Source organism: Rhodosalinus sp. FB01 (assembly GCF_041365715.1).
GTDB lineage: Bacteria > Pseudomonadota > Alphaproteobacteria > Rhodobacterales > Rhodobacteraceae > Rhodosalinus.
Genome location: NZ_JBGFSH010000005.1, coordinates 291,468 through 309,611 on the forward strand (window position 1 = coordinate 291,468; position 18,144 = coordinate 309,611).

Genomic DNA, 18,144 nt, shown 5'->3' on the forward strand with positions numbered 1-18,144 from the left:
GTCGAGGCGCCGCGCGCCTACAACCGTCAGGAGCCGTCATGCCGATGACCTTCGAGCCGCCCGAGACGAAAATCGTCGATCGCTGGCGCGTCGCCTGCGACGGCGGCGAGGGCGCGCTGGGGCATCCGCGCGTCTGGCTGCAGATCCCGCGCGACACCGGCTGGGTCGAATGCGGCTACTGCGACGCGAAATACGTTCACCGCGACTTCGCCGAGGCGCCTGGCGAGGGCTGAGCGGCCCGGCGCGGCGTTGCCGGCTCCGTCCGGTGGCGCGGGCCGGCCGCAAGGCCGCGCCACTGGCGCCCGCCCGCCCTGCGTGGCAAGACAGGGCGCGACTGCACGGGCGGGAGGCTTCCCCATGAGTTTCGGCAAGGGCCATCATCTGCATCTGATCGACGGGTCGGCCTTCATCTTCCGGGCCTACCACGCGCTGCCGCCGCTCACCCGCCGGTCGGACGGGACGCCGGTGGGCGCCGTGGCGGGCTTTTGCAACATGCTGCAGCGCTACATCTCCAACAACGAGGGGCCGGATGCCGCGACCCATCTCGCGGTGATCTTCGACAAGGGCAGCCACACCTTCCGCAACGACCTCTACGACGCCTACAAGGCCAACCGCGAGGAGATGCCCGAGGACCTGCGCCCGCAGATCCCGCTCACGCGCCGCGCGACCGAGGCCTTCAACATCCCCTGCATCGAGATGGAGGGCTTCGAGGCCGACGACATCATCGCCACCCTGGCCTGCCGCGCGCGCGACGCCGGCGCCCGCGTCACCATCGTGAGTTCCGACAAGGACCTGATGCAACTGGTGGGCGAGGGCGTGGAGATGTTCGACGCCATGAAGAACCGCCGCATCGACCGCGAGGGCGTGGAGGAGAAGTTCGGCGTGCCGCCCGAGAAGGTCGTGGACGTGCAGGCGCTCGCGGGCGACAGCATCGACAACGTGCCCGGCGCGCCCGGTATCGGGGTGAAGACCGCCGCGCTTCTCGTCAACGAGTTCGGCGACCTCGAGACGCTGCTGGAGCGGGCCGAGGACATCAAGCAGCCCAAGCGCCGCCAGACCCTGATCGAGCACGCCGACCAGATCCGGCTTTCGAAGAAGCTGGTGGAACTCGACCGCGACATGGACCTCGCGGTCGGCCCGCACGAGCTGGAGCTGCGCGACCCCGACGCCGGGACGCTTCTGGGCTTTCTCTCCGAGATGGAGTTCCGGACCCTCACCCGGCGCGTGGCCGAGGCGCTGGGCGTCGAGCCGCCGGCGATCCCCGACACCAACCCGGGGGGCGCCGACCCGTCGGAGGGCGAGGACGCGCCCGAGACCGCGGGCTTCGAGCCCGGAAGCTACGCGTGCATCCGCGATCTCGCCACCCTCTCGGCGTGGCTCGACCGCGCCCGCGCGCAGGGCTACTTGGCGCTCGACACCGAGACCACGGGCCTCGACGACATGCGCGCGGACCTTGTCGGCGTCTCGCTCGCGCTCGCCCCCGGGGAGGCGGCCTACCTGCCGCTCGCCCACAAGGCCGAGGCCTCGGGCGATCTCTTCGGCTCGGACGCGCTGGCCGAGGGCCAGGTGGAGATGGCGGACGCGCTCGCGGCGCTGAAGCCCGTCCTGGAGGACGATGCGATCCTCAAGATCGGGCAGAACATGAAGTACGACGCCAAGATCCTGGCCCGGTACGGCATCTCCGTCGCGCCCGTCGACGACACGCTGCTGATGTCCTACGCGATGAATGCCGGTCTGCACGGGCACGGGATGGACACGCTGTCCGAGCGCTACCTCTCCCACACGCCGATCCCGATCAAGGAGCTGATCGGCTCGGGCAAGAGCCAGATCACCTTCGACCGCGTGCCCATCGATCGCGCCACCGCCTATGCCGCGGAGGACGCCGACATCACGCTGCGGCTCTGGCAGCTGTTCCGGCCGCAGCTTCACACCGCCCGCGTCACCCGCGTCTACGAGCGGATGGAGCGCCCGCTCGTGCCCGTTCTGGCCGAGATGGAGATGGCGGGAATCAAGGTGGACCGCGACACGCGCTCGCGCATGTCGGGCGCCTTCGCGCAGAAGATGCCGGCGCTCGAGGAAGAGATCCACGAGCTCGCGGGCGAGCCTTTCAACGTGGGCAGCCCCAAGCAGCTGGGCGAGATCCTCTTCGACAAGATGTCGCTCGAGGGCGGCAAGCGCGGCAAGACCGGCGCCTACGCCACCGGCGCCGAGGTGCTCGAGGATCTCGCCATGGAGCACGAGCTGCCCCGCAAGGTGCTCGACTGGCGCGCCGTCTCGAAGCTGAAGAGCACCTACACCGACGCGTTGCAGGAGCACATCAATCCCGAGACCGGGCGCGTGCACACCTCCTATGTCCAGTCGGGCGCGGCGACGGGGCGGCTCGCTTCCACCGATCCGAACCTGCAGAACATCCCCGTGCGCACCGAGGAGGGCCGGCGCATCCGCGAGGCGTTCGTGGCCGAGGAGGGAAAGGTGCTGGTCAGCCTCGACTACAGCCAGATCGAACTTCGGATCCTTGCCCATGTCGCGGGCATCGGCGCGCTGAAGGAGGCGTTCCGCGACGGGCTCGACATTCACGCGATGACGGCATCCGAGATGTTCGACGTGCCGCTGGAGGACATGACCCCCGAGATCCGCCGGCAGGCGAAGGCGATCAACTTCGGGGTCATCTACGGCATCTCGGGTTTCGGGCTGGGGCGGAACCTGCGGATCCCGCGGTCCGAGGCGCAGGGCTTCATCGACCGCTACTTCGAGCGGTTTCCCGGCATCCGCGACTACATGGACGAGACGGTCGCCTTCGCCAAGGCGCACAAGCGGGTCGAGACGCTCTTCGGCCGCGTGATCCACACGCCCGAGATCGACGCGCGCGGCCCGCGGGCGGGCTTCGCCCGGCGCGCCGCGATCAACGCGCCGATCCAGGGCACCGCGGCGGACATCATCCGGCGCGCCATGGTGCGGATGCCCGGGGCGATCGAAGGACTGCCCGCGCGGATGCTCCTGCAGGTCCACGACGAGCTTCTCTTCGAGGTGGAGGCAGGCGCCGAGGCGGATCTCGTCGCCGCTGCCCGCACGGTCATGGAGGCCGCGGCCGAACCCGCCGTGCGGCTCGACGTGCCGCTCGTCGTGGACGCGGGGCAGGGGGCCAACTGGGCCGAGGCGCACTGAACGCGCGCGGCCGGTCTCGGTGGACCGCCCGCGCGCGACGTGAGACAGTCACGCTTGAAGCGTCGCCAGCCCCCGGAGCCCCGCCATGGTCAAGCCCGTCCGAAAGATCCTCTGCCCCGTCAATCTTCGCCATGTGAAGCACGAGCAAAGCGCCTACGAGGAAGCCAGCGAAATGGCCGGGCGGCGTGGCGCGGAGCTCATCGTCGCGACCATCGCGCCCGAGATGGAGCGCAACCTGAACATCTACGACGCGGAGACCTACTGGACGGGCGAGTTGCGGAAATTCGTCGCCGCCAACCGCCATCCGGGGGTGACGCCGCGCCTGATCGTGCGCAAGGGCGCGGTGCACCGGCAGATCGTGAAGCTCGCCATGTCCGAGGCGGTGGATCTCATCGTGATGGAGGCGGCCAACCCGCGCATCCGCGATTATCTTCTCGGAACGACCGCAAGCCACGTCGTGGCGCATGCGCCCTGCTCCGTCTACGTGGTGCGCCAGCTGGACTGACGCGGCCATGGGCGACCATCACGGCCACCACCATCACGGGATCGACGCCGGGGCGGGCGACCTGCGTGTCGCGCTCGCCGTCGGCGTGAACCTGTTCCTGACGCTGGTACAGATCGTCGCCGGGGCCATATCCGGAAGCCTCGCGCTCGTCGCCGACGCGATCCACAACCTGTCCGACGCGCTCTCGCTCGGGATCGCGCTCGCCGCGCGGCGCCTCGGGCGGCGGCCCGCCGACGCGGCGATGACCTTCGGCTACCGCCGCGCCGAGGTCGTCGCGGCGCTCGTCAACTACACGACGCTGATCGTCATCGCCGTCTGGCTCGGGGCGGCGGGGGTGATGCGCCTCGTCGCACCGGAGCCGGTCACCGGCTGGATCATGGTGGCGGTGGCGGGGGTCGCCCTCGCCGTGGACCTCGTGACCGCCGCGCTCACCTGGGCGATGGCGAAGAGCAGCGTGAACATCCGCGCGGCCTTCCTGCACAATCTCGCGGACGCGCTGGGCTCGCTCGGCGTCATCGTCGCGGGCAGTCTCATCCTGCTCTACGGTGCGACCTGGGTGGACGCGGCGGTGACGCTCGGGATCGCCGCCTACATCCTGTGGCAAAGCGCGGCGGGGCTGGGGCCCGTGGTGCGCATCCTGATGCTGGCAAGCCCGGAGACCCCGGACGCCCGCGAGGTTCTTTCCGCCATGCGCGCCGCGCCGGGCGTGGGCGACGTGCATCACCTGCACCTCTGGCGGATGCAGGAGCACGAGGCCGCGCTCGAGGCGCATGTGGTGCTGTCGGGAGAAATGCCCGCCCAGACCGTGCGCCTCGCACTGAAGGACATGCTCGAGGCGCGCTTCGACCTCGCGCACACGACCCTCGAGATCGAGACCGAAGAGACCGCGTGCGAGGCGCCGCAACGGCTCGGCCATCCCGACTGACATGCGGCCCGGCGCGCCGCCCGACGGCTCCCGCCGCGCTCAACCGTCCGGCAGCTCCGCCGCGGGGATCACCGGAAAGAAGGCACCGCCGGACCAGAGGCCGAACCAGCGCCCGCCGCCCACCTCTTCGCGCCCGCCGTGATCGACGAGGCGATAGAAGCTCTTGCGGTCGATGAGCGCCTCGAGCCGGTCGCGCACGAGGACGTAGGGCGCGGGCTCTCCCGTCTCGGGGTCGCGTTCCACGCGGATCGGATGGTCGGGGCCCGCCGCGACGGTGTCGCCGACATGGGTGCGGAATGTCAGCACCTGGTCCTGCCCCTTGCCTTCCGCCTCGAAATCGACGGCGACGAAAGGCGCGTCGTCCACGGTGATCCCGACCTTCTCGACCGGCGTCACGAGAAAATACCTGTCGTCATCCTTCCGCAGGATCGAGGAAAAGAGCTTCACGAGCTCGAATCGGCCGATGGGCGTGCCCAGATAGAACCAGGTGCCGTCGCGCGCGATCCGCATGTCGAGATCGCCGCAGAAGGGAGGATTCCAGTCATGCACGGGCGGGCGTCCCTTGCCCCGGGCGGCGCGCGCGGAGGCGGCGAGGCTTTCGGCGGACGGGGTCACGGGAATGTGTGCGCTCATAGTTTTTGCCTTCCTCCTGTCGCGCGATACACTTCGTCAAAGGGATATATGATGCAAGGAGCGCCTGTCATGGCCGAGGATGCGGATCTCATCGCCGGGATTGAGTCCCTCGAATCGAAGATCGCCGAAGCCCGCGCCTCCATCACGCGCCGCTTCATCGGGCAGGAACGGGTGGTGGACCTGACGCTTTCGGCGCTGCTTTGCGGCGGCCACGCACTGCTGATCGGCCTTCCGGGTCTCGGCAAGACGCGGCTCGTCGAGACGCTTTCGACCGTGATGGGGCTCGACGGCAACCGCGTGCAGTTCACCCCCGACCTCATGCCCGCCGACATTCTCGGCTCGGAGGTGCTCGAGACGGGCGAGGACGGCAGCCGCACCTTCAAGTTCATTCCCGGACCGATCTTCTGCCAGCTTCTGATGGCGGACGAGATCAACCGCGCCTCGCCGCGGACGCAGTCGGCGCTCCTGCAGGCCATGCAGGAAAAGCGCGTGACCGTCGCCGGAGAGGACCGGCCGCTCGCCAGGCCCTTCCACGTGCTCGCCACGCAGAACCCGATCGAGCAGGAAGGCACCTATCCGCTGCCCGAGGCGCAGCTCGACCGGTTCCTCGTGCAGATCGACGTGGCCTATCCCGACCGCGCGACCGAGCGCGACATCCTGCTCGCCACCACCGGCGTGGAGGAGGAGGAGGCGCACGCCGTCTTCACCGCTGCCGAGCTGATGGAGGCGCAGACGCTTCTGCGCCGCATGCCCGTGGGCGACAGCGTGGTCGAGGCGATCCTGGATCTGGTGCGCGCCTTCCGTCCCGATGACGAAAGCGCCCCCGCGCGGGTGCGCGAAAGCGTCGCGTGGGGTCCGGGCCCGCGCGCGGCGCAGGCGCTGATGCTGACCGTCCGGGCGCGGGCGCTTCTGCAGGGCCGCCTCGCGCCCTCGATCGAGGACGTGATGGAGATGGCGCGCCCGGTTCTCAGCCATCGTATGGCGCTGCGCTTCTCGGCGCGCGCCCGTGGCGACAGCCTCGCCGATCTGATCGACGAGACCTGCGACGCCATGGCGCGGCCCGAGGCCGCCGCGTGACGGAACCCCTCGTCCTTCGTTCCCTCGCCGAGGAAGAGGCCGCCCCGTTCCCGCCGCTGCTCGCACGGGCCGAGCACCTGGCCGGCACCGTGCTTCTGGGCGAGCACGGGCGCCGCCGGGCCGGGCTTGGCGACGATTTCTGGCAATACCGGCCCGTCCAGCCCGGCGACTCGCTGCGGATGGTCGACTGGCGGCGCTCGGCGCGCGGCGACGACCGCTACGTCCGCGAGCGGGAGTGGACCGTCGCGCAGTCGGTGATGCTCTGGGTGGACCAGGCCGCGTCCATGCAGTTCGCGTCCTCGAAGGACCTGCCCAGCAAGGGCGAGCGCGCCCGCGTTCTGGCGCTGGCGGCGGCGATCCTGCTGATCCGCGGCGGAGAGCGCGTGGGGCTCACCGGCGGATCGCTGCCGCCGCGCCGGGGCGAGGTGCAGATCCTGCGCCTCGCGGAGGCGTTCTCGCGCGACGGGATCGAGGAGTACGGCACGCCGGAGGCGCGGGCGATGCTGCCGATGTCGCGCGCGCTGTTCATCTCGGATTTCCTCGGCGACCCTGAGCCGGCAGAGCAGGCGCTCGCGAAAGCGGCCGATCGCGGGGTGCGCGGGGTGCTGATCCAGGTGCTCGACCCCACGGAAGAGGCGTTTCCGTTTCGCGGCCGCACCGTGTTCGAAAGCATGGGCCGCGGACTTCGCCACGAGACGCTGAAGGCCGACGACCTGCGCGGGCGCTATCTCGAGCGGCTGGCCGAGCGGAAGGAACGGCTCGGCCAGCTTTGCGCCACGACCGGCTGGCGCTTTCACGTTCACCACACCGACGCCTCGGCGCAGTCGGCGTTGCTCTGGCTCTGGCAGGCGATGGAGGCGGGCACGGCATGACGCTTTTCGGCGCGATCGGCTTCGCGAACCCCTGGCTTCTGCTGGCGCTTGCGGCGCTGCCGGTGCTGTGGCTGATCCTGCGCGCGGTGCCGCCCGCGCCGCTGCGCCGCTATTTCCCGGGCGTCGTTCTGCTTCTCGGCCTGCGCGACGAGGAACAGGTGAGCGACCGCACGCCCTGGTGGCTTCTGCTGCTGCGGATGCTCGCCGTGGCGGCGGTGATCCTTGGGCTCGCCGGGCCGGTGCTGAACCCGGAGGAGGAGCGCGCGTCCGGCGACGGGCCGCTTCTGGTCCTCCTGGACGGGTCCTGGGCGGGGGCGGGCGACTGGGCCGCCAAGCTCGACGCGCTCGAGCGCGAGCTTGCAGAGGCCGGCCGCGCGGGCCGCACCGTCGCGATGGTGCGCCTGACCGCGCCCGAGGCGCCGGTCTTCCAGTCCTCCGATGCCTGGCGCGGCCGGCTGGTCGGGCTGGAGCCGCAGCCCTGGCAGCCCTCTGCGGACGATGTCGAGACCTTCCTCGAGGGGCTGGGCGACACGCGCTTCGACACGCTCTGGGTGTCGGACGGGCTTGCGCGCGACAGCCGCGCGGAGCTGCTTTCCGCGCTCGAGGCGCGCGGGACCGTGCGCGTGCTGCAATCGCCCGGGCCGGTTCTGGGCCTCATGCCGCCCACCGTGGAGGACGGCGCGATCCGCCTTGTCGCCCGCCGCTCCGAGCCCGGCGTGCCGCGCGAGATCACCATCGCCGCCCACGGGCTGGATCCGGCGGGGGCGCCGCGGATCCTGGCGCGCGTGGGGGCGCGCTTCGCCGCCGGCGAGACGGAGGCGGAGGCCGCGCTGTCGCTGCCCGCGGAGCTTCGCGCGCGGCTGACCCGGTTCGAGGTCGAGGGCGCGCGCAGCGCGGGGGCGGTCAGCCTGCCAGACGACAGCCTGCGCCGGCGCGAGGTCGCGCTGATCGCCGGGCGCGACGACCGCGAGGGGCTCGAACTGCTGTCGCCGCTGCACTACCTCGAAAACGCCCTCGAACCGACGGCCGACCTGCTCGATGGCGCGCTGACCGACATCCTGCCCGCCAACCCCGACGTGATCGTGCTCGCCGATGTCGCCACGCTGTCGCCAGCCGAGGAGGCGGGTCTTGCCGAGTGGGTCGAAGGCGGCGGGCTGTTGCTGCGCTTCGCCGGACCCCGCCTAGCCGCGAGCGACGTGAGCCGCGCGGAAGAGGCTAGGCTGATGCCGGTCCGCCTGCGCGCGGGCGGGCGCACGGTGGGCGGCGCCATGAGCTGGGGCGAGCCCAAGAGCCTCGCGCCCTTCGACGACGACAGCCCCTTCCGCGGCCTAGAGGTGCCCGGCGACGTGACCGTGTCGGCGCAGGTGATGGCCCAGCCGGACCCGGTGCTGTCCGAGCGCGTCGTGGCGCAGCTGACCGACGGCACCCCGCTCGTCACCCGCAAGCCGCTCGGCGAGGGGCAGGTCGTCCTCTTCCATGTCACCGCGAACGCGGAATGGTCCACCCTGCCGCTCTCGGGGCTTTTCGTGCAGATGCTGGAACGCCTTGCCGTCTCCTCTGCCGTCGCGGCGCCGGAGGCGTCGGACCTCGAGGGCACGGTCTGGCAACCGCTGAAGCTGCTCGACGGCTTCGGCCAGCTTCGCGACGCGGGCGCGCTGCCCGGGGTGGACGGCGCCGTCCTGGCGGAGGCGCCGCTCGGCCCCGATCTCCGGCCCGGCCTCTACCAGGGCGAGGACCGGACGCTCGCCCGGAACGTGGTGACGCCAGCGGTGACGCTCGCGCCCGCCACATGGCCCGACCGGATCACGGTCCTGGGGCTGTCCCGCCCGGCGGAGACGCCGCTCACCGGGGCGCTTCTGACCTTCGCGCTCCTGCTGCTCGTGGCCGACGTGCTTGCCTCGCTCGCCCTTTCCGGGCGGCTTCGGGGTGCCGCGGCGGCGCTTCTTCTGGCCGCGGCCCCTCTCGCCGGTCCCGCGCCCCCGGCGGCCGCCCAGCAATCCGCCGAGGACGGCTTTGCCCAGGGCGCGACCCGCGAGGTGGTGCTCGCCCATGTGCTGACCGGCGACGCGTCGATCGACGAGATGGCGGAGGCGGGGCTGCGCGGCCTGTCGGAAACGCTCTTCTTCCGCACCTCGGTGGAACCCGCCGAGCCCTTCGGCGTGAACCTCGAGACCGACGAGCTGGCCTTCTTCCCGCTGCTTTACTGGCCTGTCACGCCGGCGCAGCCGACGCCGTCGGACGCGGCCTATGCCAAGCTCAACGCGTTCCTGCGCTCGGGCGGAATGATCGTCTTCGACACCCGCGACGCGGACGTTGCGCGCTTCGGCGCGTCGAGTCCGAACGGCCGCAAACTCCAGGAGCTGGCGCGCCCGCTCGACATCCCGCCGCTCGAGCCGGTGCCGGACGACCATGTCCTTACCCGGACCTTCTATCTTCTGCAGGATTTCCCCGGCCGCCACGCCGCCCGCGAGGTCTGGGTCGAGGCCGCGCCGCCCGACGCCGAACGGATCGAGGGGATGCCCTTCCGCAACCTCAACGACGGGGTGACGCCGGTGGTCATCGGCGGCAATGACTGGGCGGCAGCGTGGGCCGTGGACGAGCGCGGCCAGCCTCTCTACCCGGTGGGACGCGGCTACACGGGAGAGCGCCAGCGCGAACTCGCCTTCCGCTTCGGCGTGAACCTCGTAATGCATGTGCTCACGGGCAACTACAAGTCGGACCAGGTGCATGTTCCGGCGCTTCTCGACAGGTTGGGTCAATGACGGGAATGGTGCTCTTCGACCCCCTCGTGCCGCTCTGGCTGCTTGGCGCGCTGGGCGTGGCGGTGGCGGCGGCCTCCGCGCTCGCGCTCTGGCGCGGGCTGTCCGGCTGGGCGCTCCGCGGGCTTGCCGGGCTCGTCGTGCTCGCCGCGCTCGCGCAGCCCACCTGGCAGCAGGAGGAGCGCGCGGCGCTTTCCGACATCGTGATCATGGTGGAGGACGCGACGGCGAGCCAGCGCCTCGCCGAACGTGCCGCGACGACCGAGGCCGCGGCCGAGGAGCTCGCCGCCGAGATCGAGAGCCGTCCGGACACGGAGCTGCGGCGCGTGACGGTGCCCGACGCGGAGGGCGACGAGGGCACGCTTCTCATGACCGCCCTGTCCGAGGCGCTGGCCAAGGAGCCGCGCGACCGGGTGGCCGGGGTGTTCCTCTTGTCGGACGGGCGGCTTCACGACGTCGAGCGCCTGCCCGACCTGACCGCGCCGATGCATCTGCTGATGACCGGCCGGGAAAGCGACTGGGACAGGCGCCTCGTCGTCACCAACGCGCCCGCCTTCGCGATCCTCGACGAGGAGATCACCCTGACGCTCCGGATCGAGGACGAGGGCGCCGCGCCCGAGAGCGCGCGGACCGCGCCCCTCGACATCTCCGTGGACGGGGAGGCGCCGCAGCGCTTCGAGGTGCCGATCGGCCGCGACGTGGAACTGCCGATCACCCTGTCCCATGCCGGGCGCAACGTGATCCGCTTCTCCGTGCCCGAGGCGGAGGGCGAACTGACGGACCGCAACAACGCGGCGCTGGTGCAGATCAACGGGGTGCGCGACAGGCTGCGGGTGCTTCTCGTCTCTGGCCAGCCGCACCCGGGCACCCGGACCTGGCGCAACCTGCTCAAATCGGACTCCTCGGTCGATCTGGTGCATTTCACGATTCTCCGCCCGCCCGAAAAGCAGGACGGCGTGCCGGTTTCCGAACTCTCGCTCATCGCCTTCCCGACGCGGGAGCTTTTCCTCGAGAAGGTGGACGATTTCGACCTGATCATCTTCGATCGCTACAAGCGCCGGGGCATCCTGCCCTCGATCTACCTCGACAACGTGGCCAATTACGTCCGCGAGGGCGGTGCGGTGCTGGTGGCCGCCGGACCAGACTACGCCAGCGCGGACAGCCTCTACCGCTCGCCGCTGTCGGAGGTGATCCCCGCGGCGCCGACGGCCCGCGTCGTGGAAGAAGGCTTCCGCCCGGCGGTGACGGGGCTGGGAGAGCGCCACCCCGTGACGCAGGGCCTGCCCGCGCCGGAAGGCTGGGGCCGGTGGCTGCGCCAGATCGAGGTCACGCCCGCCTCGGGCGACGTCGTGATGCAGGGCACCGAGGAGCGCCCGCTTCTCGTGCTCGACCGGGTGGGCGAGGGCCGCATCGCGCTGCTCGCCTCCGATCAGGCCTGGCTCTGGAGCCGCGGCTACGAGGGCGGGGGCCCGCAGCTGGAACTGCTGCGCCGGCTGTCGCACTGGATGATGGAGGAACCTGAACTCGAGGAGGAGGCGCTGACCGCCGAGGCGACGGGCCAGCGCATGAGGATCGCCCGCCGCACGCTCGGCGACGAGGTCGGCGCGGTGACGATCACGACGCCGTCGGGCGAGGAGGAGACGATCGACCTGGAAAAGGTGTCTCCCGGCCGCTTCGAGGCGCTTTACGAGGGCCCCGAGATCGGTCTCTACCGACTCGAGCAGGGCGACCAGACGGCGGTGATCGGGCTTGGCCCGGCGGCCCCGCGCGAGTTCGTGCAGACCATCGCCAGCGGCGCCGCGCTGGAGCCGGCCATCGACGCCGTGCGGGGCGGCATGATGCGGCTGGAGGAGGGTGTGCCCGCGATCCGCACGGTGCGCGAAGGCCGGCCCGCCGCCGGGCGCGGCTGGGTGGGCATCACCCCGCGCGAGGCCTACCAGACCCTCGATGTGCGCCAGATGCCGCTTCTGCCCGCCTGGGCGGTGCTGCTTCTGGCCTCGGCACTGATCGTGGGCGCGTGGCTGCGCGAAGGGCGCCGCTGAGCCGGGGGCCTCATTCGGTCGGCAGTTCCAGCAGGTAAAGCTCCCCGCCCCAGCCCGTGACGGAGGTGCTCGCTTCGATGCGCAGCTCGGTCATGCCCTCGGGCAGCGTGATGCCTGCGAGAGAGCGGGTGAAGGGCTGCTCGGTGACATGGGGATGCAGAAGCTCGCGCGTGGCCAGCACCTCGCCCGAGGGGCCGAGCACGCGCCACGCGTCGGCGTAATCGTCCCAGCCGGTATCCCCGTGGCGCAAGGTGACGGAAATCCGCCACCCGGCGCCGTCGGGCTCGGCCCGCGCGCCCTCGATCACGGCCGGGTCCGCGGCAGCGGCCGTGGCGGCCAGCGCGGCGGTCGCCGCGATCAGGAAAACATGACGGTTCATGGAAGTTTCCTCTACCGCATGAATGCTGCTTGTCCCTCAGCCTAGCCGGAACGCCCCGCCCGGGCCACCGGGCGCGCCGGCAGTGGCGCAGCTCCGCCTGCGACGGCGCGCACCTTGCCATGGGCCGGTGCGAAGACTACCCCTTCTTGTCAGGAGGAGCCGCCGATGGACATGCCCGCACCCGATCCCGCGATTCTCGCGCGCAAGCGCGACCTGGTCGAAGGTCTTTCCCGTATCCTGCCGCCCGAGGCGGTCATTCATGATCCGGCCGAGACCCGCGCCTACGAATGCGACGCGCTCACGGCCTATCGCTGCGCGCCGCTCGCCGTGGTGCTGCCCGCCTCCACCGAAGAGGTGAGCGCGGTGCTCGCCCTCTGCCACCGCATGGGGGTGCCGGTCGTGCCGCGCGGCTCGGGCACGAGCCTTGCCGGCGGCGCGCTGCCCACCGCCGACAGCGTGATCCTCGGCGTCGCGCGCATGACCGAGGTTCTGGAAACCAGCCTCGAGGACCGCATCATCCGCGTGCAGACGGGCCGGACCAATCTTTCCGTCACCGGCGCGGTGGAGGCGGACGGCTTCTTCTACGCGCCCGACCCGTCGAGCCAGCTCGCCTGCGCCATCGCGGGCAACATCGCGATGAACTCCGGCGGCGCGCATTGCCTGAAATACGGCGTGACGACCAACAACCTCCTCGGCGTGACGCTCGTGCAGATGGACGGGACGGTGGTGGAGTTGGGCGGCGCGCACATGGACGCGGGCGGGCTCGACCTTCTGGGGCTCGTCTGCGGGTCGGAAGGCCAGCTCGGCGTGGTGACCGAGGCGACGCTGCGCATCCTGCCGAAGCCCGAGGGCGCGCGCCCCGTGCTCATGGGCTTCGCGTCGAGCGAGGTCGCGGGCGCCTGCGTCTCGGACATCATCAAGGCGGGCGTCCTGCCCGTGGCGATCGAATTCATGGACCGTCCCTGCATCCGCGCCACGGAGGCGTTCGCCCATGCCGGCTACCCTGATTGCGAGGCGCTGCTCATCGTCGAGGTGGAGGGCGCCGAGCACGAGATCGACGCCCAGCTCGGCCTCATCAAGCAGATCGCCGGCAAGCACGACCCGGTGGAGCTGCGCGAGGCGGCCGACGAGGACGAGGCCGCGCGCATCTGGAAGGGCCGCAAGTCCGCCTTCGGCGCCATGGGGCAGATGGGCGACTACATGTGCCTCGACGGGACGATCCCCGTCTCCGAGCTTCCGCGCGTCCTGGGCCGCATCGGCGAGATGTCGACGCAGTACGGCCTCGAGGTCGCCAACGTCTTTCACGCGGGCGACGGCAACATGCACCCGCTCATCCTGTTCGACGCCAACAAGCCCGGAGACCTCGAGACCTGCGAGGCGTTCGGCGCCGACATCCTGCGGCTCTGCGTCGAGGTGGGCGGCTGCCTCACCGGAGAGCACGGCGTCGGGATCGAGAAGCGCGACCTGATGGGCGAGCAGTACGCGCCGGCCGACCTGGAGGCGCAGATGGCCGTGAAGGACGTGTTCGACCCGGCCTGGCTGCTGAACCCGGCCAAGGTGTTCCCGCTGGCGGTGTCCGAGGCGCGCCGCGCCGCGCGCCTCGCGGCGGAGTAGCGGCGCGGGCGCGCCGGAGTCTGACGAAAGCGGGCAAGATGATCGCACCGGGGTCCGAAACCGAGCTGTCCGAAACGCTTGCGCAGGCGAGCGCGCCTCTGGCCGTTCGCGGCGGCGCCACGCGGAGCGGCGCGGCGGCGGGCGCGGAGGTGCTTTCCACCGCCGGGCTCGCGGGCATTTCGCTTTACGAGCCGGGGGCGCTGACCCTCGTGGCGGGGGCCGGCACGCCGCTCGGCGAGATCGAGGCGGTTCTCGGGCGGGAGGGCCAGCGCCTCGCCTTCGAGCCGATGGACCACCGCGGGCTTCTGGGCACCGAGGGCGCGCCCACCATCGGCGGCGTGGTGGCGGGAAACGTCAGCGGTCCGCGCCGGGTGGCCGTGGGCGCGGCGCGCGATTTCATGCTCGGCGTGCGCTTCGTGGACGGGGCGGGCCGTGTCGTGAAGAACGGCGGACGGGTGATGAAGAACGTCACCGGCTACGATCTTGTGCGCCTGATGGCCGGCAGCCGCGGCCGTCTCGGCGTGCTCAGCGAGGTAAGCCTCAAGGTGCTGCCCGCGCCCGAGACGCAGGGCATGATCGTCCTCGACGGGCTGAACGTGGAGCGCGCGGTGGCGGCGATGTCGTCGGCGCTGGGCTCTGCCTACGAGGTGACGGGCGCGGCGCATGATGCCGCGGCCCGGCGCACCATGCTCCGGATCGAGGGGTTCGAGACGCAGGTCGCCTACCGGCTGGGCCGGCTTGCCGAGCACCTTGCGGGATTCGGTGCGGCGGAGACGGTGGCCGACCCTGACGCCGTCCGGGACGCGTGGCGTGAAATCCGCGATGCCGCCCCGCTCCAGGGCGCCACGGGCGACGTCTGGCGCATCCATTGCCGGCCGAGCGCGGCGCCGAAGCTCGTGTCGCGGCTAGAGGCCGAGCGCGTGCTTGTCGACTGGGGCGGCGGGCTCCTCTGGGGGCTTCTGCCCGAGGGCACGGACGCCCGCGCCCGGCTCGGCACCTTCGACGGCCACGCGACGCGGGTGCGTGGCGCGCCCCGGCCGGACGTTCCGGCGCTCCCGCCCGAGGCCGGACCGGTGGCGGCGCTGACCGCCGGGCTCAAGGCGCGCTTCGATCCCCGCGGCATCCTCAACCCCGACCTCGAGGCCTGAGCGCCATGCAGACCACCTTCAGCACAGAGCAGCTCGCCGATCCGGCGATGCAGCGGTCCAACGACATCCTGCGCAGCTGCGTTCATTGCGGATTCTGCACGGCGACCTGCCCGACCTACCAGGTGCTGGGCGACGAGCTCGATTCGCCCCGCGGCCGCATCTACCTGATCAAGGACATGCTGGAGAACGAGCGGGTGCCCGACGACAGCACGGTGCTGCACATCGACCGCTGCCTCTCGTGCCTCGCCTGCATGACCACCTGCCCCTCGGGCGTGCATTACATGCATCTCGTGGACCACGCGCGGGAATATATCGAGACGACCTACGACCGCCCCTGGCGCGACCGGGCGCTGCGCTGGATGCTGGCGCGCATCCTGCCCCATCCGACGCGGTTCCGCGTGGCGCTTCTCGCCGCGAAGATCGGGCGGCCGTTCCGCGGCCTCGTGCCGGACAAGCGGCTCAGGGCGATGCTGGACATGGCGCCCGCCACCATCCCGCCCGTGAGCCGCAACGACGACCCGCAGGTCTTTCCGGCGGAAGGCGCGCGCCGCAAGCGCGTGGCGCTGATGACCGGATGCGCGCAGCGCGCGCTCAATACCGACATCAACGACGCGGCGATTCGCCTGCTCACGCGGCTGGGCTGCGAGGTCGTCGTGGCCGAGGGCGCGGGCTGCTGCGGCGCGCTCACCCATCACATGGGCAAGACCGCGGAAAGCCACGCGAGCGCGGCGGCCAACATCCGCGCCTGGACGCGCGAGATGGAGGGCGACGGCCTCGACGCCATCGTCGTCAACACCTCCGGATGCGGCACGACGGTGAAGGATTACGGCCACATGTTCGAGGGCCACGCGCTCGCCGACGAGGCGCAACGGGTGGCCCTTCGCGCCCGCGACGTGAGCGAGGTGCTCTCCGAACTCGGGCTGCCCGAGGGACCGGCGCAGGGGCTGCGCGTGGCCTATCACGCGGCCTGCTCGCTTCAGCACGGCCAGCAGGTGAAGGCCGCCCCCAAGACATTGCTGAAGCGCGCGGGCTTCGAGGTGGTCGAGCCGGCCGACAGCCATCTCTGCTGCGGCTCGGCGGGCACCTACAACCTGATGCAGCCCGAGATCTCGGGGCAGCTCAAGGCGCGCAAGGTGCGCACGCTCGAGGCGCGCGCCCCGGACGTGATCGCCACCGGCAATATCGGCTGCATGATGCAGATCGGCGGCGGGACGGAGATTCCCGTCGTGCACACCGTCGAACTTCTCGACTGGGTGACCGGCGGGCCCTGCCCGCCCCGTGTTGCGGAAACGCTGCGTTTCCGTGCCGGATAGGTTCGTGCCGTAGTTTCGCCTCAACTTTTCTCTATTCCGGGTGTGTCGCGACCGCCAAGGATAGGCCTCATGCGTCCCGTCGCCCTTTTCGCCCTTCTGGTCGCGCTCGTCGCGCCCGTGGCCTCGGCCGCGGACGGCGCGCTGCGCATGCTGGAGACGAGCGAGCAGAACCGTGGCTGGGAAGCCGTCGGCCGGCTGGAGCTCGGCGGACGGGGCTTCTGCACGGGCGCGCTGATCGCGCCGGATCTGGTGCTGACCGCGGCGCATTGTCTCTACGACCGGGAGACCGGCGCCCGGATTGAGGTGACCGATATCGAGTTCCTGGCCGGCTGGCGGAACGGCCGCGCGGAAGCCTACCGGCAGGTGCGCCGGGCGGTGGCGCATCCGAACTACCGGTTCCAGACGGAAACCTCGGCCTCGCGGGTGCGCGACGACGTGGCGCTGCTGGAACTGCACCACCCGATCCGCAATACCGGCGTCATTCCGTTCCGGACGGGCGAGCATCCGCTGCCGGGCGCGCGGATCGGCGTCGTGTCCTACGCGCGCGACCGGGCCGAGGCACCCTCTCTGCAAGAGGTCTGCGGCGTGCGCGCCCGGCAGTACGGCGTGCTCGTGATGGACTGCGAGGTGGATTTCGGGGCCTCTGGCGCGCCGGTGTTCAGCTTCGACGCGGGCGAGCCGCGCATCGTGTCCGTCGTGTCGGCCAAGGCCGAGTATGGCGGCGCGAAGGTGGCACTGGGCACCGCGCTGGCAGAGCCGCTGGCCCTCCTGCAGGCCGAGATGGCCTCCGCCCGCATGGACCTGGATCTCAGGCTGGTGCCGAGCATGGGCGCGGACGGGGCGACCCGCCCGCCGGCCGGGGCGAAGTTCGTCCGGCCATGAGGGTCCGGGCGCGTGTCGTGGCGTTCATCGCGCTTTTCGTCCTTCCGGGCCTCGTCGCTGCGGAGGCGCCGCGGCAGATGCAGCTTCGCTCCGACCTGATGGGCTGGGAGGCGGTGGGCCGCGTGGACGTGGCCGGAAACGGATACTGCACGGGCGTTCTGATCGCCGACGATCTGGTGCTGACCGCCGCGCATTGCCTGTTCTTCCGCGACACGGGCGCGCCGGTGCCGCCCGAACAGGTCGTATTTCGCGCCGGATACATGAACGGGCGCGCGCTGGCGGAGCGGCGGGGCGCGCGGCTGGCCATGCCCGAGGCCTACGAACCTTCGCGCGACGGCAGCATCCGTGGAGACATGGTGCGCCACGACGTGGCACTTCTGCGCCTTGCGGAGCCCATCGGCGCGGCCGTCGCCGATCCCTTCCGGGTGCATGTCGATCCCCGGCCCGGCGACGAGGTGAGCGTGGTCTCCTACGGCGAGGGGCGGTCCGAGGCGCCCGCGCGCCAGCGCCGCTGCCGGCTCTTGGACGAGGCTCCGGGAATCATGGTCTTCGACTGCGACGTGACCTTCGGCTCTTCCGGCGCGCCGGTGTTCGTGCGCTATGGCACCCGCGCGCGCATCCTCGCGCTGGTGTCGTCGATGGGCGGCCCCGAGGACGGGCCGCCGCGCTCCTTCGGTGCGCCGCTCGCCGAGGTGGTGCCCGAACTGCGGCGCCGCCTGCGCCACGGCGACGCGCCGGTGGCGGGCCCCTCGCCGGGCGCGCGCCGCGTCACGGTGGGCGGGGCGCCGGCCGCGGTGGGCGGGGCACGGTTCGTCCGGCCCTGAACGGGC

Annotated in this window: 15 protein-coding genes; 13 read left to right on the forward strand and 2 right to left on the reverse strand. The window is 71.5% G+C overall.

Translation table 11 applies throughout. The annotated features are described in order from the left end of the window. Positions 1-44 precede the first annotated feature (44 nt). From AB6A65_RS10210 to AB6A65_RS10225, 4 genes are all read left to right on the forward strand, one after another. The gene (locus AB6A65_RS10210; protein WP_371038307.1) at positions 45-233 is read left to right on the forward strand and encodes a zinc-finger domain-containing protein; all 189 of its coding nucleotides are present in this window, start codon (positions 45-47) and stop codon (positions 231-233) included. A 124-nt stretch (positions 234-357) separates the two neighbouring features. Continuing rightward, positions 358-3,165 carry a DNA polymerase I gene (gene polA, locus AB6A65_RS10215; RefSeq protein WP_371038263.1) on the forward strand — a complete coding sequence of 936 codons (2,808 nt, stop codon included), beginning with the start codon at positions 358-360 and terminating at the stop codon, positions 3,163-3,165. A gap of 85 nt (positions 3,166-3,250) precedes the next feature. Next, positions 3,251-3,670 carry a universal stress protein gene (locus AB6A65_RS10220; protein ID WP_371038264.1) on the forward strand — a complete coding sequence of 140 codons (420 nt, stop codon included), beginning with the start codon at positions 3,251-3,253 and terminating at the stop codon, positions 3,668-3,670. Positions 3,671-3,677: 7 nt separating this feature from the next. Next, positions 3,678-4,595: a cation diffusion facilitator family transporter gene (locus tag AB6A65_RS10225; protein ID WP_371038265.1), complete on the forward strand. Its 918-nt coding sequence runs from the start codon at positions 3,678-3,680 to the stop codon at positions 4,593-4,595. 39 nt (positions 4,596-4,634) lie between these two features. Here the strand turns inward: AB6A65_RS10225 and AB6A65_RS10230 are convergent, their stop codons facing one another. Beyond that, positions 4,635-5,228 (reverse strand): DUF1285 domain-containing protein, encoded by a 594-nt coding sequence (locus AB6A65_RS10230; protein WP_371038266.1) that lies wholly within the window; start codon positions 5,226-5,228, stop codon positions 4,635-4,637. A 69-nt stretch (positions 5,229-5,297) separates the two neighbouring features. Between AB6A65_RS10230 and AB6A65_RS10235 the strand changes: the two genes are divergently transcribed. From AB6A65_RS10235 to AB6A65_RS10250, 4 genes are read left to right on the forward strand one after another with little or no spacing between them, the layout of a single operon-like run. After that, positions 5,298-6,305: an AAA family ATPase gene (locus AB6A65_RS10235; RefSeq protein ID WP_371038267.1), complete on the forward strand. Its 1,008-nt coding sequence runs from the start codon at positions 5,298-5,300 to the stop codon at positions 6,303-6,305. After that, on the forward strand, positions 6,302-7,177 hold the full coding sequence (locus AB6A65_RS10240) for a DUF58 domain-containing protein (protein ID WP_371038268.1): 876 nt from the start codon (positions 6,302-6,304) through the stop codon (positions 7,175-7,177). The genes AB6A65_RS10235 and AB6A65_RS10240 overlap by 4 nt, the downstream gene beginning before the upstream one ends. Further along, entirely contained in the window at positions 7,174-9,939 is a 2,766-nt protein-coding gene (locus AB6A65_RS10245; protein ID WP_371038269.1) for a DUF4159 domain-containing protein, read from the forward strand. The genes AB6A65_RS10240 and AB6A65_RS10245 overlap by 4 nt, the downstream gene beginning before the upstream one ends. After that, on the forward strand, positions 9,936-11,978 hold the full coding sequence (locus tag AB6A65_RS10250) for a hypothetical protein (protein WP_371038270.1): 2,043 nt from the start codon (positions 9,936-9,938) through the stop codon (positions 11,976-11,978). Before AB6A65_RS10245 ends, AB6A65_RS10250 begins: the two co-directional genes overlap by 4 nt. Before the next feature lie 10 nt (positions 11,979-11,988). Here the strand turns inward: AB6A65_RS10250 and AB6A65_RS10255 are convergent, their stop codons facing one another. Further along, positions 11,989-12,357 carry a hypothetical protein gene (locus AB6A65_RS10255; protein WP_371038271.1) on the reverse strand — a complete coding sequence of 123 codons (369 nt, stop codon included), beginning with the start codon at positions 12,355-12,357 and terminating at the stop codon, positions 11,989-11,991. A gap of 165 nt (positions 12,358-12,522) precedes the next feature. Here AB6A65_RS10255 and AB6A65_RS10260 point away from each other — a divergent pair, with 165 nt between their 5' ends. From AB6A65_RS10260 to AB6A65_RS10280, 5 genes are all read left to right on the forward strand, one after another. Continuing rightward, positions 12,523-13,971 (forward strand): FAD-linked oxidase C-terminal domain-containing protein, encoded by a 1,449-nt coding sequence (locus AB6A65_RS10260; RefSeq protein WP_371038272.1) that lies wholly within the window; start codon positions 12,523-12,525, stop codon positions 13,969-13,971. 41 nt (positions 13,972-14,012) lie between these two features. Further along, positions 14,013-15,119 carry an FAD-binding protein gene (locus AB6A65_RS10265; protein WP_371038308.1) on the forward strand — a complete coding sequence of 369 codons (1,107 nt, stop codon included), beginning with the start codon at positions 14,013-14,015 and terminating at the stop codon, positions 15,117-15,119. A 5-nt stretch (positions 15,120-15,124) separates the two neighbouring features. Beyond that, entirely contained in the window at positions 15,125-16,432 is a 1,308-nt protein-coding gene (gene glcF, locus AB6A65_RS10270; RefSeq protein WP_371038273.1) for a glycolate oxidase subunit GlcF, read from the forward strand. 69 nt (positions 16,433-16,501) lie between these two features. After that, complete coding sequence (locus tag AB6A65_RS10275; protein ID WP_371038274.1) at positions 16,502-17,314, forward strand: serine protease; 813 nt, start codon at positions 16,502-16,504, stop codon at positions 17,312-17,314. After that, a complete protein-coding gene (locus AB6A65_RS10280) occupies positions 17,311-18,138 on the forward strand; it encodes a serine protease (RefSeq protein ID WP_371038275.1) in 828 nt (275 codons plus the stop codon). The genes AB6A65_RS10275 and AB6A65_RS10280 overlap by 4 nt, the downstream gene beginning before the upstream one ends. The last annotated feature ends 6 nt before the right edge of the window (positions 18,139-18,144 follow it).